A 14,874-nucleotide genomic window follows, 5' to 3' on the forward strand; every position below is an offset into this window, starting at 1 on the left:
TATTTAGTAATCTACAAGTTTAGTAGGCTTTTGTTGCGAATAGTTTAAAAAGTGTAATTTATAACCAAGTACTAATATATTCTTTATGATGGCTTAGCTTTTCTTGTATAGCTTTCATAAAGTTTTCACCGCCAAATACGAGTGCAATTCCGATTCCTGTAAAGACAGCAGTGTTTACTAATATCCACGAAAAGTTTTCAGCAACTATAGTATAATTTAAATTCATATCATCAAAAGAGTAAGTTGTTTTCACTAAATCAATTTTATTATCATCAGTGATGAGGTATGCTTGTGATGAGAGTTTTGTTGCAATTTCTCCAATTAGTTGATATTCGTTCACTTCTTCCCAATCCAATGCTTCTTCGGGTATGTAAATCGTTTTGGTATTTGTATCTTTTTCACGAACAGGAATTGGAATGTCGTGAATTAGTCTTGCCGTTTCAAATTCCCAAATTGCATGTATTTTTGCTAAAACTTCTTGTTTTGTGAGCATTTCATTTTTTATGGGTATAAGATTAGCATATCTTGGAATAAGATTTTAGCGAATAGGAGTGAAGCATTCACAATTTTTGTAACTAAAAGGAATGTAAGTAATAGTATTTTGTAGACTATGTAAAAATTATGAGATATATTTTTACAGTATTTTTAGAAATTATCAAGTATCGCAAGAAACATTATCCCAATCTTGATCTCTGTATTGAATGAGCCAATTTAGTGCATATTGACGTTCATATACAACTCCAGGAATCATAATTTCCATTGGTTGTCCTTTGATTCGCGCATCTACACACGCCCAATTCATACGATAATACAAATCGTTCATATCTAGAATCTCTGAAGTACTTCGTACAGTTGCGGTATTTTCAATAAACGATTTTGCATCTTTTAGCGGATAATTTTCTGGCGGTAAATCATCAAAATTAATCATGGAGTTAGGAAACGGAATTTCGTCAAGTTTGTACAAAGCCCACAATAAAATTCCAATACCTTCACATTTCCAAGATTCGTTGTTTTTTGCTTCATCTGTAGGATTTTCTAGCAAGTGTTTTTCTTTTGGAGTCACAAATTCCCAAAGTGCCAATTTTTGCAAAATTTTGATGGTATCTTCTCCAGAAATTGCATTTAAAGTAAAACCATTGATAAGTGCCATAATGGTAACACGTATCGCAATTTCCTTTGCAGGACGTATTTCGGTTTCCGATTCATCTTCAACACATGGAAGATTTCTGTTAATCCTAATTTTATACGGCGTTAAAATGGCTTCACTTCTCGCTTTGCGTTCTTTTTGAGCTGCGGTAAGTTCTTTATTATTTTCTCCTTTTGGGAAAAATTTCGGATCAATTCGTACAGCAATCGTTTCAATTTCCGAATTTCCTTTATGATCGGTAAGTAATTGTAGATTTTCATCTAAAAAATGTTGTCCGTTTGCTTTTGAAATTACGGTTCCATCTTGCACAAATAAAAAAGCTTCATACGCCAAAGCTAAGTCTTTGATAATCGCAGCTATTTCTTTAATAGTTCCTTTTTCTTCAATCACAGAAAACTCACAATTTACTGAATGAATTTTGTGTAAAAAGCGCTCTTTTAGATTTTCATTTTGGATAGGTATCGAAGTTGCAAGCGCATATAAACCTTGTAAATTTCTGTTTAGCGGACAATTTTGATCGTTGGTAATTTGAAAATTAGGAACGATACGTTCACGATATATAATTTTTAGAATTTTCTTCGAAGAAAAAAAGCCGCCTTTTGTTTCAATAACAAAAATCTTAAATTCCTCATCTAATTCAAGAAAAATATCAGCATTTGGAAAATATTTTCTAACGATAACGGCTATTTTTTCGTAACTAGTTTCATGCGAATAGAAAGTGCAAATCATGTGTTTTTTGTTTCTTGAAAATTTTTAATAATGTTGATGAAGATACTATTTTCTTTTTTTCAGAAGAATTTTTTTTGAGTTTGTTAGAATGTTTCCGTTTGAAGATTTAAACAAATCACAGCAAATACAATGTGTAATAAGACAATTAAATATAAAAGTTTTGGTTGTTTGTATATGATGAAGGAATAGATGGGAATTTGTATGATAGCCAAAACAATTTCAAGAAATCCGATAGCACCTCCTGATTTTATTGTAATGAACATGGAATACGGATATATCATTTTAGCTAACACATAGGTTCCATGTCCACCGCCCATAGAAAGCACTACGAAAAGAAGTAATGTTACCGTAATTACAGCAATTAGTATGGTTTTACTGATCGTTTTACCCAAGATCACTTTCCTTAATAATAGTACGAATCCATTCATTTGGAATCATGTCTATGGTAAGATTTACGCGTTCGGTGTCTCCATTGTTAAGAACGCTGTGCGGATCTGTCAAACGCAAATACCAACATTCGCCAGGTTGCATGGGCACTTCTGTGTCATTCAAGAAAAATTGAACGCCATCTTTGTTTAAAATAGGAACTGTTAAACGAATCACAGATTGATGCACTTCCAAACCTAAAGTCGGATCTGTATGTCGTTGCACGGTAGAGTTTGGTGCCAAACGTAACAAACGAACTAAGGTAACTTTTGTATGTTTTTTAAATGTATTGATTACTGAATTTAAATAAGGCGCATTTTGCAAATAAGTTGTATCCATCCAATCGCACCAAGAACCATCTGCGTAATCGTCTGCTGGTGGCGGAAACGGAAGTGAAGTATCAACCGTATGCGCTGGCGCACGCAAAGGAATTACATTGTAATATTCAAATTGATCTAAATTTAATGCTCTGTATTCTGCTAACATTTTATCGGCATCAAAAGTAAAAGGAAGTTTTACACGATCGGTACTTTTGGTTTTTGGAGCTGCGTGTGCCATGGTAAATTTGTTTTATAAATTTCTAAAGTACTAAAAAAGTCGAAATTTTAAAGCTTTCGTATTCATTAATCGTTCGAATCAGCAATAATTACGTAAGGTAAATCGCTCAGATAAACTAAAAGTTTTGTTTTCTAGTCTTTTAAATTTATAAAAATCTTTAGATTTGAAAAATCATTAAAAACGACTTTTACACTAAAGATAATCGATGAAAAAACTAATTTACCTTATATTAATAATTCCTATTCTAGTTTTTGGTCAATCTAAATCTGAAAAAATAATTGCTGATTTTAAAAAAATGAGTAGAAAAAGTGGAATTCGTATCCAATCGCCAGAAGGTAAGTCTGAACCAGTATTTGAGTTCTGTGAAGAATGGAAAAATAAAATTTCAAAACTTGATAAAGTCATTAGCGAGAACGAACTTGAATCTTTAAAATCTAGTAATAGTAACGGAACACTTAAGTTTATTGGTTATTTAATAAGTGCCAGAAGAAATAATAGTAAAGAATTTGTTTTAAAATTATTAGATAGTGTTACAAATAAAAAAAAGATTTTTATGGCTTGGGGATGTGATCAAAATGAATCTTCGTTTTCATATCAAATGTATTTATTAAGAGTTTTATCAGTCAAAAACAATCTTTTTGAGCCAAAGAATAATCTCACTGAATCTGAATTTAACGATTATATAAATAGAATAAAGAATATCAAATAAAACAAGCTCAATATATACTATAAAAGCTATACCGTGTTATTAGTATAGCTTTTTATATATGTGTTATTTATGAGATGTTATGGTTTCGCGCTAAATCCGCCTTCGTCATCATCATTTTGATCTCTGCCGTTGCGTTCTCGTTGTTTTTTCTGGTTGAAACGATATGTAAATGAAAGATTGAACGTACGCTCTCTCCATTGAAATTCTCCATCACTTCTAAAGGTATCTGTAAAAGATTCTGATCTTCTTTTTCTAGAATTAAATACATCACTTACATTGAAAGCGATAGAAGCTTTGTCGTCTAACAAGTCTTTGCTAAAGGCAAGATTGGCAGAGAAAATTCCCTTACGAATGTTTTGAGCATCTTCGTTTGGTCCGCGATAAAACAAACGTGTTTGCCAATCAATATTTCCTGGCAAAGTCACTTTATTATTCACTCTTACAAACCAACTTAAGTTATCGGCGTCAAAATTTACACCATTAAATTCTCCACGATTGTATGATTGGAAAAGGTTGAAGTTACCGTTTACTCTCCATTTTCTTGACGGATTGTATGTTAGCGTAAATTCAAAACCAAAACGATCGTTTCTGGCTAAATTGATTGGTGTTCTACGGATAATTGGCACTTCTTCACCATTTAACAAGGTAGTTTGCCCAGTATCTTCACTAATAAAATTAAAAACATCAGTTGCACGTTGAAAATACACGGATGTATTCAGCGTAAGCTTTCCAAAACGATTTAAATAACCCAAATCAATTCCGTTAGAATAACTTGGGTCAATGTCAGGATTTCCCTGAAAAATATTGGTAATACTTGATCGCGATGGAAACGGATTGATAAATCGTGAACGCGGTCTGCGAATTCTTCTGTTGTAACCTAAGGTAATGCTTTGATCTTCCGAGATTTCATATCCTAAATTGATTGTAGGGAAGAAGCCAACATAATTTTTCTTGTCAAAATCGCCACTTGTAATTTGGTCAATGGTAATGCGCGTGCTTTCCATTCGCAATCCTAAAAGGAATGAAAATTTATCGTTAATCTTGTTTCCGTATTGTGTGTAAAAAGCGTTTACATATTCGCGATAATTTAATACATTGCTCAAATTTGTGTCAGATACAAAAACATCATCTTCCAAAAAGGCCACCAAATAATCCGTATTTAAATCTAAAAAGTTACCGCGATATCCAAACTCAAATTGCGCTGTTTCACTCAACGGAACCGTATAATCGGTTTGCAATAAAATACGATCTTGTTTTTCAATAGTTGCAACTTGTTCCGCAAGCACATCATTTACCAAAATAAACGAGTTTTCTGCTTCTGTGCTGCTTTCATATTGAAAATCGGCAGTTAATTTATGTCCGCTTTCTTCAAAGTTTTTATCAAAATTCACAGCATATTGAATGGTTTTATCGGCTTCCGTTTCTGGATCAAAACGCGTACTTACGTTTGTAACATTAAAGTCGGAATCAAACTGTGTCAAAATATTGCTCGTTTCTCGTTCGTTGTCGCTATCTCTGTACACCAAAGAAGCTGTAATGGACGTTTTATCATTAATATACCATTCAACACCAAAGTTAGAATTGAAGCCTTTTCGGATACGATCAAAATCACGATCTTCATTTAAAAATGTATTCGGATCATCGCCGTTAAAGTATTCTGTAAACGTATTTGCATTTCCTGGAACTGTACGGTAATTGTAGCCAGAAGTTGTAAAAAAGTTAAAATCGCCAGTACGATAGTTGAGGTTTCCTGAAATCCCATATCCTTTAGGATACGCGACATTTGTGGTAATTGCGCCATTGATTCCTTCTAGTTTGCTACGACGGAGAATGATGTTTAAAATTCCCGCCGTTCCTTCAGCATCATAGCGCGCAGATGGCGAAGTAATGATTTCTACTTTTTCAATGGCATCCGCTGGAAGTTGTCGTAATGCATCCGTAGAATTTAAACCAACCAATCCCGAAGGTTTACCGTTGATTAATATTCGAACATTGTCGTTTCCGCGCAAAGCGACATTTCCTTCCACATCTACAGAAACAGAAGGGACATTGTCTAGCACATCACTTACAGTTCCGCCACGAACGGTTAAATCTTTTCCGACATTGTAAATCTTTTTATCCAATTTTAATTGCACTGTTGTCTTCTCGGCAATTACTTCCACAGCTTTCAATGCTTGTGCATCTTCTGCTAGATAAAAGCTTCCGATGGACATGTCTTTTGTTAGCGATTTTGCTTTGATTTCTTGTGATTTAAACGAAATGAACTCGATGGTAACATCGTAAGTATCTGCTTCAACTTCAATAGAAAAAGCTCCTTTAGAGTTTGTAATTCCGCCAGTAACGGTTCTTTTTTTAGCAGTATCTTGAAAAATAATAGTAGCGTACTCCAATGGTTGATTGGTAGATTTTTCAAACACTTTTCCTGTGATGGTTACTTTTTTTGCTTGTTTTTTGTTTTGGCCGTAAACGGCAGAAATGGTTCCTACAAAACATAGGAGTAGTAAAATTTTTTTCATTTGGATGAATGGTTTTCTATAGATAGCTTTTTTTGATGTTAGTTTGACCACAAAGAAACGGCTTGGTTTAACGGCGAATGGTTAAAGTTCTGTTAAAAGAAAAAACCGCTTTATCAAATAATAAAACGGCTTTTGTTGATTTTTTTCTAGTTAAAGAATTGAAGTTATATTTTCTGGTGGACGACCAATCACAGCTTTTTGATTGTGTATGACAATTGGACGTTCTATCAACTTCGGATTTTCTACCATTGCCTTGATGATTTCTGAATCACTTAGGGTTTTTCCTTTAAAATTTTCTTTCCAGATTTTTTCATTTTTACGAACTAGATCAATAGGTGAAATTTTTAAAAGATTGATGATTTCCGTGAGCGAAGCCACCGAAAGCGGTTCGTCTAAATACTTTACAATTTCAAAATCTTTTCCAGATGCTTCTAAAATTGCCAAACCTTCTCTAGATTTTCGGCATCTTGGATTGTGGTATATTTTTAACATATTTTTTTAGTATTTAATGACATCTTTTAATTCTTTATTTTTATAAAGTGAATCTATTTCTTTTTGGAAAAAATAGTAAACTTCATCAACTTAATCATATTGTTATTCTTTTCGCTAGGGCATATTTAATAGGCCTAACAATCTATAAGCAAAGCGATCTTACTAATGTATCAATAAGTTTCAAACAATATTCAAAATTTTCTTAGAAACTCACTCAATATTTAACATTTAAAACTTAACATTTCTAATTTCAAAGCCCATCTTCATCACTTTTCTGTCCCATACTCATCAAATATGCCTTCAGAAATTCATCGATATATCCATTCATTACGGCATCAACATTTCCAGTTTCATGCGCGGTACGAACATCTTTTACCAATTTATACGGATGCATCACATAATTACGAATTTGTGATCCCCATTCTATTTTCATTTTTCCAGCTTCAATATCATCACGCGCTTCCATTTGTTTCTTCAACTCAATTTCATACAATTGCGATTTTAACATTTGCATAGCTCTCGTACGGTTATCATGTTGCGAACGTGTTTCTGAACATGAAATTTGGATTCCAGAAGGTTTATGTGTCAACTGTACTTTTGTTTCTACCTTATTCACATTCTGTCCACCAGCTCCACTAGAGCGCGCTGTGGTAATCTCAATATCTGCGGGGTTAATATCAATTTCAATCGTGTCATCTACCAACGGATACACATATACAGATGCAAATGAAGTATGACGTTTGGCATTGCTATCAAACGGAGAAATACGCACCAAACGATGTACACCGTTTTCACCTTTGAGCCAACCAAAAGCGTAATCACCTTCAATTTCTAAGGTTACTGTTTTAATTCCGGCAACATCACCTTCTTGGTAATTGAGTTCTTTGACTTTATATCCTTGCTTTTCGGCAAACATCAAATACATACGCATGAGCATACTTGCCCAATCACAACTTTCTGTTCCTCCAGCGCCAGCAGTCACTTGTAGCACAGCACTCATGCTGTCACCTTCATCAGACAACATATTTCGGAACTCTAAATCTTCAATTTTTGTTTTTGTTTTCTCAAATTGTGCAGTAACTTCTTCTTCGGAAGCATCACCTTCTTTGTAAAATTCGTAAAGGACTTCCAAATCTCCGATCAAATCAGCAACTTCGTTATAGTCGCCAACCCACTTTTTTTCTCCACGGAGTTTCTTCATCAAAATTTCAGCTTCTTTCGGATTGTCCCAAAAGTCTGGAGCATACGTTTTTTCTTCTTCGTTTGCAATTTCTATAAGTTTGGCATCTATGTCAAAGATACCTCCTTAACGCACCAAGGCGATTGATAAGATCTTTTATATGATCTGTTGTAAGCATGTTTGTTATTTTATTTCCTACAAAAATAAGATGTTTTATGTATATTCATAGCGTAAAATAGAAAAACCGAAAGAATCATAAATAAAGCTATTTTTTATAATAAAAACTACGGTTTAATTCTGTTAAAATGATATCCTAATGAAGAATTATACAATACTGATTTTCATGTTTTTATGTGTTTCTGCAAGTTTTGCGCAAGAAAAAATGCCGCAACAGACACAAAAAAAACAATATCCACGAGAATACTACAAAGGCTACTTTAATTTTGCTTACGAAGAAAAGACAGACAAAATTTTCTTGGAGGTTGAACGACTAGAAGAAGATTTCTTATATGTGTATTCTTTGGCAAGTGGCGTTGGTTCTAACGATATCGGATTGGACAGAGGACAAATTGGTGATGGAGTCGTGGTGCAATTCAAAAAAATGGGCAACAAATTAATGTTGATTCAACCAAATTTACGCTACAGAGCAAACACCACAAACGAGTTGGAACGCAAAAGTGTAGAACAAGCTTTTGCTAAATCGGTATTATTTGGTTTCCCAATTGTTTCCGAAAAAGATAAAAAATATACAATTGACTTCACTCCATTTTTGATGCAAGATGCGCATGGTGTCATTCAGAGTTTGGCAGCTAATAAACAAGGAACTTATAAGCTCGATACTACTAAAAGCGCATTGGCTTTAGAGCGAACCAAAGCTTTTCCGAAAAATGTAGAATTTGAAGCGTTATTAACTTTTAAAGGGAAACCAAAAGGTGGAAACATTAGAAGTGTAACACCAAACGCTTCATTGGTTTCTGTAATTCAGCATCATTCGTTTGTAGAATTGCCTGATGATAAATATACACCACGAGTTTTTGATCCGCGAAGTGGCGCAATTCATATTTCATATTACGACTATGCAACGCCAATTCAAGAACCAATGTTAAAACGTTTTGTAACACGACATCGTTTGGAAAAGAAAAACCCGAATGCAGTCAAAAGTGAAGCAAAAGAACCAATCATATACTATCTCGATCCTGGAACGCCTGAACCTGTACGCTCAGCCTTGTTAGATGGTGCGCGTTGGTGGAACGAAGCGTATGAAGAAATTGGCTTTAAGAATGCTTTTCAGGTACAACTATTGCCAAAAGGTGCCGATCCGATGGATGTGCGTTACAACGTCATTCAATGGGTTCATCGATCTACACGTGGTTGGAGTTATGGCGCAAGTGTGGTAGATCCGCGAACAGGCGAAATCATCAAAGGACATGTGAGTTTGGGAAGTTTGCGCATTCGTCAAGATTTTTTGATTGCACAAGCTTTGCTAAATAAGCCATTTGCTAATTCTGATGAAAATTATCAACCGATGTTGGAAATGGCTTTGGCACGAATTCGTCAACTGTCAGCGCATGAAGTTGGTCATACCATTGGTTTTGCACATAATTTTGCAGCAAGTACCAATAACAGAAGTTCTGTGATGGATTATCCGCATCCAACTGTAAAAATTACGAATGGAAAAATTGATCTATCAGATGCGTACGCGACAGGAATTGGTTCTTGGGATAAAATTACAGTGGCATATTCCTACTCAGAGTTCAATTCAGCGAAAGCGGAAAAAGAAGGTTTACAGAAAATTCTAAACAAAGCATATAAAAAAGGACATCGTTTTATTTCGGATGTAGATGCAAGACCAATTGGTGGCGCACATGCAAAAGCGCATTTGTGGGATAATGGCAAAAACGCTTCCGCAGAATTGGAAAATGTGTTGAAAGTCCGTGCATTGGCGATTAAAAATTTCTCGAAAGGCAATATCCGCTCTGGCGAACCATATACAGTTTTAGAAGATGTATTTGTACCGCTGTACTTTTTCCACAGATACCAAACAGAAGCCACTTCAAAATTGATTGGTGGATTGGAATACAATTACGCAACCAAAGGTGATAAACAATTAATTACCAAAGTAGTTTCGGCAGAACAACAACGAGAAGCCTTAAACGCTATTTTAAAAACGTTGGATGCGAAAACGCTAGAAATTCCAGCAGATAAACTTGCATTATTTCCGCCTCGTGCTTTTGGGTATGGACGATCACGAGAATCATTCAGAGGAAACACAGGAGTTGGTTTTGATGCAATTGCTCCAGCAGCAACGGCGAGTGATATGACATTGAAATTTTTATTTCATCCACAACGTGCTGAACGATTAATTCAACAGAAAAGTTTGGATAAAAAACAGCTAGGATTTGAGGAAATGGTCATGGAAGTTTTTCAAGCAACATTATTTAGAACTTATTACAATAAAGATGTGTCTTTGAATCCAGTTCATAGTCAAATAGGCTTCGAAATAAATATGAATGTACTGAAACATCTAATGAATTTGGCGGTTCATAAGAATTCCTCACCTACTGTAAAAGCGAAAAGTTTGCATATGTTGAAAACATTAGAAATAAATTTACTAGGTAAAAATTTCCCTGAAGAAGAACGTTTATTTGCTGATTATTACTTTAAAACGATAGAGCAATTCAAAAAATACCCTGAAAAATTCAAACTAAAAGCATCACCAAAAATTCCAGATGGTTCGCCAATTGGAAGTGATGCTTGCGGATTTTAAGAAAAAATGTCAATTTAAGCGCTCTGAAAAATGTTGATTCTTAATAGAAAAAGATTTCTTTTAAGAGCCAAGAGCCAAGAGCCAAGAGCCAAGAGCCAAGAGCCAAGAGCCAAGAGCCAAGAGCCAAGAGCCAAGAGCCAAGAGCCAAACTCAATACTAATACCTCATACTCAATACTAAATAAATAATGCGAATAAATTTAATAAGCGATACCGTTACCAAGCCAACTCCACAAATGCTCAAAGCCATGTTTGACGCACAAGTTGGCGACGATGTTTTTAAGAAAGATGCTTCTATCAATCATTTGGAGCAAAAAGTTGCTGAAATGTTTGAAAAAGAAGCGGCGTTGTTTTTCCCTAGTGGAACGATGGCAAATCAAACCGCAATTAAATTACACACCAATCCAGGCGATCAAGTGATTTGCGATAAGGATGCACATATTTACAATTACGAAGGTGGTGGTGTGAGTTTTAATAGTGGTGCTTCTTGTAAATTAATCGATGGACATCGTGGAATGTTCACGGCAGCGCAAGCCAAAGCGGCAATCAATCCACCAGATTTTTATCACAGTCCGCTAAGTTCATTAATTGCGTTAGAAAATACGGCAAATCGCGGTGGTGGTGCTTGTTGGGATTTCTCAGAAATTGAAAAAATCCATGCGGTTGCTCGTGAAAACGATTTAGGTTTTCATCTAGATGGAGCACGTTTGTGGAATGCTTTGGTAGCAAAAGGCGAAACGCCAGCACAATACGGAAAGTTGTTTGACACTATTTCGGTGTGTTTATCCAAAGGATTGGGTTGTCCTGTAGGTTCTGTGTTGGTTGCAGATGAAGAAACCATTCATAAAGCACTGCGAATTCGTAAAATTTTAGGTGGCGGAATGCGTCAGGCGGGTTATTTAGCTGCCGCAGGAACGTACGCGTTAGACAATCATATAGCGCGTTTGGCAGAAGATCATGAAAAAGCAAAAGAAATAGGAAAGACCTTAGAAAGTTTGGCAATTATTAAAAAAGTGGAGCCGATTGAAACCAATATTGTCATTTTTTATTTACAAGATGATATTGACGAAAAAGCCTTTTTAGATAAATTAACAGCATTAGGAATTGATTTGATAGGAATGGGAAGTGGAAAGCTCCGAATTGTCACTCATTTAGATTATACTGCCGAGATGCATCAAGAGTTTTTGAAAGTTATACAGAAAGTTGTCTGAATAAGTATTCAATCAAAAAAATAAGATGAAAAAAGTTATAGGATTGTTTTTAATTTTTGTGATGTTCGCTTTGTTGTCATTCAGCACACAAAACAATTGTAGAAAATACTTTAAAGGTAAATGGAAGTATGAAAAGTACGATGCGGAATATATTTATGTGGTGCGAGAAGAAAAAGTACAACGCGCTTACATGGAAAACGGAAAGTATTATTATGAATTTTCTATAAATTGGCTTTCTGATTGTAGTTACGAACTTACGTATGTTGGAACAAACAGTCCAAATCCTGCTGTGGCAAAGATTGGTGAAAAATTTTCTGTAGAAATCACTAATATTAATGATTCCATTACAGAATACAAGACCATTTTTAGAGAGAAAACCGATGTTGGAAGAATGGTTCGTATGAAATAATGAATTTAAATAACGTGAGTTCGACGTAAGAATTTTAGTTTGAAACTTTTCTTTTCCGCAGTATAGCAGGAGTTTTTCGTTAAAAATTTTCGAAACCTTGGAGAAATGTTAATTCATGAACTCCATAACTGAAAATAGAGCATGGTGAACTAAAATTTAGAAAAACTCATGCAGTTTTAGTTTTTCCATAAAAGAAAAACTAAAAATACCTCTGGAAAAGTTCCCTTTCTTTTGTTGATGCCAGTGCTGAACTTGATTCAGTATTCTTTGGGTAAGCAAAGAAAACGAAAATAAAACACTAAAAATGAATTATATAGCAGAATTATTTCTAAAATTACTATAAATATAAATTGAATGATTTATATCGAACTGACGTTAAATAGTAAAAAGAAATACATAAAAAAAGCAGCTCATTGAAGCTGCTTTCGTATACTAAAAAGTTATTTTCTATTCAGTAAGGTCTTTTACTTCAGCGTTTCCAGCATTTTTCTTCACAGATTCAATTCCGTTCTCCATTCCTGCTTCACTAGCGTACATTTGACTACTTCCGATAATTTGTCCGTTTCCAGCTTTTAAATTGAAGTGAAATTTCCCATTTTTTGCGGTTTTACGTTCAAATTTACTATCGTCTGTTGAATTCTTTTTACAAGATTCAATGCCGTTTTTAGCACCGCTTTTATCAGCATATCCTTGACTAGACATAATAATTTGTCCATTCTTAGCTTTTAGGTTAAAGTAGAATTTTTGATTGTTTTCACTTTGATATAATTCAAACATAGTTATTTAGAGATTTAGTTAAGATGAGTAAATATATCAAAAATATATCGTAAAAGAAATGCTATAAACTTCAATTTGGAACTTTATACAGGGTTTTTCCCTAAAAAAATGCTTTTTAACGATAAAAAATGCACTTTAATCAAAATAGTATGCTTGCATAATGTTTAGGTAACCACTATTTCCTAACGATTAGATAATTTCGTACATTGTTAATCATTAATAACAACAATTAAATAATTAATCATTTAAGACATGAGAAAAAAACTATTATTTGGACTAGCCTTAGCCATAGGTTCTTTTGCCTTTGCTCAAGACTTACCAACGAATCCAGAACCTGGAAAATGTTACGTTCGTTGTGTAACACCAGACATTTATGAAAACAGAGAAGTGCAGGTTATGGTATCACCAGCTTATAAGAAGCTGAAAACAATCCCAGCAAAGTATACTACAGTGAACGAAACAGTAGTTTCTAAAGTAGCGGGAGAAAGATTGACAGTAGTTCCTGCTGAGTACGGAACTGAAACTTTTGAAGTAGTTACTAAAGAAGCGTCTCAGCGTTTAGTGAAAGTCCCATCACAGACAAGTAGAGATACTGAAACTGTAGTTGTAAAAGAAGCAAGCTACCGTTTAAAAATTGTTCCTGCGGTGTATGAAACAAGAACTTTTGATGTGGTGACTAGACCAGCGTATCAAAAAGTTGAAATTGTACCAGCAGTGTATGAAACAAGAGATGTTGTAATTACTGTAAAAGAAGCTTCTCAACGTATGGAAGTTGTGCCTGCAGAATGGGGAACTGAAACAGTAACGTATAAGAAAAGAGAGTATGGTTCTTCAATTCAATTGACGCCAGCTTCTTTTACTAGCGATTTTGAAACAATTGAAGTGAAGCCAGCTGCTGCACAATGGCAAATGAGCGAAATTCCTCCAGCAGACTGTAATTCTTCAAATCCAGATGATTGTAGATACTGGTGTTACAAAGCGATTCCTGCACAGAACGTAACAGTTCCTGTAAAGCGTTTGGCAGCCGATGCTTCTTCTACAAGAACTCCAGATTGTGACCCGAACAATAATGGTGGAAAGCCATGTGGAGAAGGAACATTTACTAGAACAATTATGGTAAAGCCACCTTCAACACGTATCATTCCTATTCCTGAAGTTACGAAAACTATCAAGAAAACAGTAATGGTAACGCCTCCAACAACACGTATTATTGATGTTCCAGCTGAAGTTAAAACAATGAAGCGTAGAGTAATGGTAACGCCTCCAACTACTGAAAGAATTGAAATTCCAGCAGTTACGGAAACAGTGAAGAAAAGAATTGTTACTAGCGAGAGTACTCGTGTAGAAGATATTCCTGCTGTAAGCAAAACATACAAGAAAACAGTAATGACTTCAGCTCCAAAAGCAAACTCAATTCCTGTTGCTCAAAAAGAAACTACCTTAAAAACTACAAAATTAGTAGAAGACTCTAAAGTAGTTGAAACAGAAGTGCCTGCAGTGTACAAAACAGTTACAAAAGAAGTATTGACTAAAAAAGGTGGTTTGACTACTTGGAAAGAAGTTGATTGTAAGTTGTTAGTTTATAATGATTTAAATATTAACTGGAACTTAGGAAGTGCAACATTAACTGCTGCTGCAAAGCGTGAAATTGACACTAAATTATTACCAGTATTACAAACAGGAGTTTCTGTAGAAATTGCTTCTCACACAGATTCAAGAGGATCTGCTGCAAGCAACGAAGCATTATCTCAAAGAAGAGCACAAGCAGTTACAAACTACTTGATTTCTAAAGGAATCAACTCTAGTAAGATTGTTTCTAACGGATACGGAGAAAGAAGATTATTAAACAGATGTAAAGATGGTGTTTCTTGTACTGAAAGAGAGCACTTGGCAAACAGAAGAACACAATTTAGAGTGTTAGATCAGAAGAACTAAGATTTTAAATTAAATAAAC

The 14,874-nt window shown here is 34.6% G+C and carries 13 protein-coding genes; 5 read left to right on the forward strand and 8 right to left on the reverse strand.

The genetic code is table 11. From position 1 onward, the window contains the following. Positions 1–58: 58 nt before the first annotated feature. The 4 genes from KAOT1_RS02430 to KAOT1_RS02445 form a co-directional block, all read right to left on the reverse strand. The gene (locus KAOT1_RS02430; protein WP_007093095.1) at positions 59–493 is read right to left on the reverse strand and encodes a hypothetical protein; all 435 of its coding nucleotides are present in this window, start codon (positions 491–493) and stop codon (positions 59–61) included. 162 nt (positions 494–655) lie between these two features. After that, the gene (locus KAOT1_RS02435) at positions 656–1,876 is read right to left on the reverse strand and encodes a DUF4272 domain-containing protein (RefSeq protein ID WP_007093096.1); all 1,221 of its coding nucleotides are present in this window, start codon (positions 1,874–1,876) and stop codon (positions 656–658) included. 83 nt (positions 1,877–1,959) lie between these two features. Continuing rightward, a complete protein-coding gene (locus KAOT1_RS02440) occupies positions 1,960–2,268 on the reverse strand; it encodes a hypothetical protein (protein WP_007093097.1) in 309 nt (102 codons plus the stop codon). Then, a complete protein-coding gene (locus KAOT1_RS02445; protein WP_007093098.1) occupies positions 2,261–2,860 on the reverse strand; it encodes an aspartyl/asparaginyl beta-hydroxylase domain-containing protein in 600 nt (199 codons plus the stop codon). The genes KAOT1_RS02440 and KAOT1_RS02445 overlap by 8 nt, the downstream gene beginning before the upstream one ends. A gap of 205 nt (positions 2,861–3,065) precedes the next feature. Here KAOT1_RS02445 and KAOT1_RS02450 point away from each other — a divergent pair, with 205 nt between their 5' ends. Further along, positions 3,066–3,569 (forward strand): hypothetical protein, encoded by a 504-nt coding sequence (locus KAOT1_RS02450; RefSeq protein WP_007093099.1) that lies wholly within the window; start codon positions 3,066–3,068, stop codon positions 3,567–3,569. Positions 3,570–3,646: 77 nt separating this feature from the next. Here the strand turns inward: KAOT1_RS02450 and KAOT1_RS02455 are convergent, their stop codons facing one another. The 3 genes from KAOT1_RS02455 to prfB form a co-directional block, all read right to left on the reverse strand. Then, entirely contained in the window at positions 3,647–6,085 is a 2,439-nt protein-coding gene (locus KAOT1_RS02455) for a TonB-dependent receptor domain-containing protein (RefSeq protein WP_007093100.1), read from the reverse strand. Positions 6,086–6,235: 150 nt separating this feature from the next. Beyond that, complete coding sequence (arsC, locus tag KAOT1_RS02460) at positions 6,236–6,577, reverse strand: arsenate reductase (glutaredoxin) (RefSeq protein ID WP_007093101.1); 342 nt, start codon at positions 6,575–6,577, stop codon at positions 6,236–6,238. 250 nt (positions 6,578–6,827) lie between these two features. Then, a protein-coding gene (prfB, locus tag KAOT1_RS02465) for a peptide chain release factor 2 (protein WP_157560006.1) occupies positions 6,828–7,935 on the reverse strand; the annotation gives its coding sequence in 2 pieces (ribosomal slippage) (positions 6,828–7,871 and positions 7,873–7,935; 1,107 coding nt in all). Between the two features lie 138 nt (positions 7,936–8,073). Here prfB and KAOT1_RS02470 point away from each other — a divergent pair. From KAOT1_RS02470 to KAOT1_RS02480, 3 genes are all read left to right on the forward strand, one after another. Then, on the forward strand, positions 8,074–10,524 hold the full coding sequence (locus KAOT1_RS02470) for a zinc-dependent metalloprotease (protein WP_040559279.1): 2,451 nt from the start codon (positions 8,074–8,076) through the stop codon (positions 10,522–10,524). Positions 10,525–10,711: 187 nt separating this feature from the next. After that, positions 10,712–11,734 (forward strand): threonine aldolase family protein, encoded by a 1,023-nt coding sequence (locus KAOT1_RS02475; RefSeq protein WP_007093104.1) that lies wholly within the window; start codon positions 10,712–10,714, stop codon positions 11,732–11,734. A gap of 25 nt (positions 11,735–11,759) precedes the next feature. Then, positions 11,760–12,143, forward strand: coding sequence for a hypothetical protein (locus KAOT1_RS02480; protein ID WP_007093105.1), 384 nt, complete (start codon positions 11,760–11,762; stop codon positions 12,141–12,143). Positions 12,144–12,590: 447 nt separating this feature from the next. Here the strand turns inward: KAOT1_RS02480 and KAOT1_RS02485 are convergent, their stop codons facing one another. Continuing rightward, on the reverse strand, positions 12,591–12,920 hold the full coding sequence (locus KAOT1_RS02485; RefSeq protein WP_007093106.1) for a YegP family protein: 330 nt from the start codon (positions 12,918–12,920) through the stop codon (positions 12,591–12,593). Between the two features lie 252 nt (positions 12,921–13,172). Between KAOT1_RS02485 and KAOT1_RS02490 the strand changes: the two genes are divergently transcribed. Beyond that, the gene (locus tag KAOT1_RS02490; protein ID WP_007093107.1) at positions 13,173–14,855 is read left to right on the forward strand and encodes an OmpA family protein; all 1,683 of its coding nucleotides are present in this window, start codon (positions 13,173–13,175) and stop codon (positions 14,853–14,855) included. Positions 14,856–14,874: the final 19 nt, after the last annotated feature.

It is taken from the genome of Kordia algicida OT-1 (assembly GCF_000154725.1).
GTDB classification, from domain to species: Bacteria; Bacteroidota; Bacteroidia; order Flavobacteriales; family Flavobacteriaceae; genus Kordia; species Kordia algicida.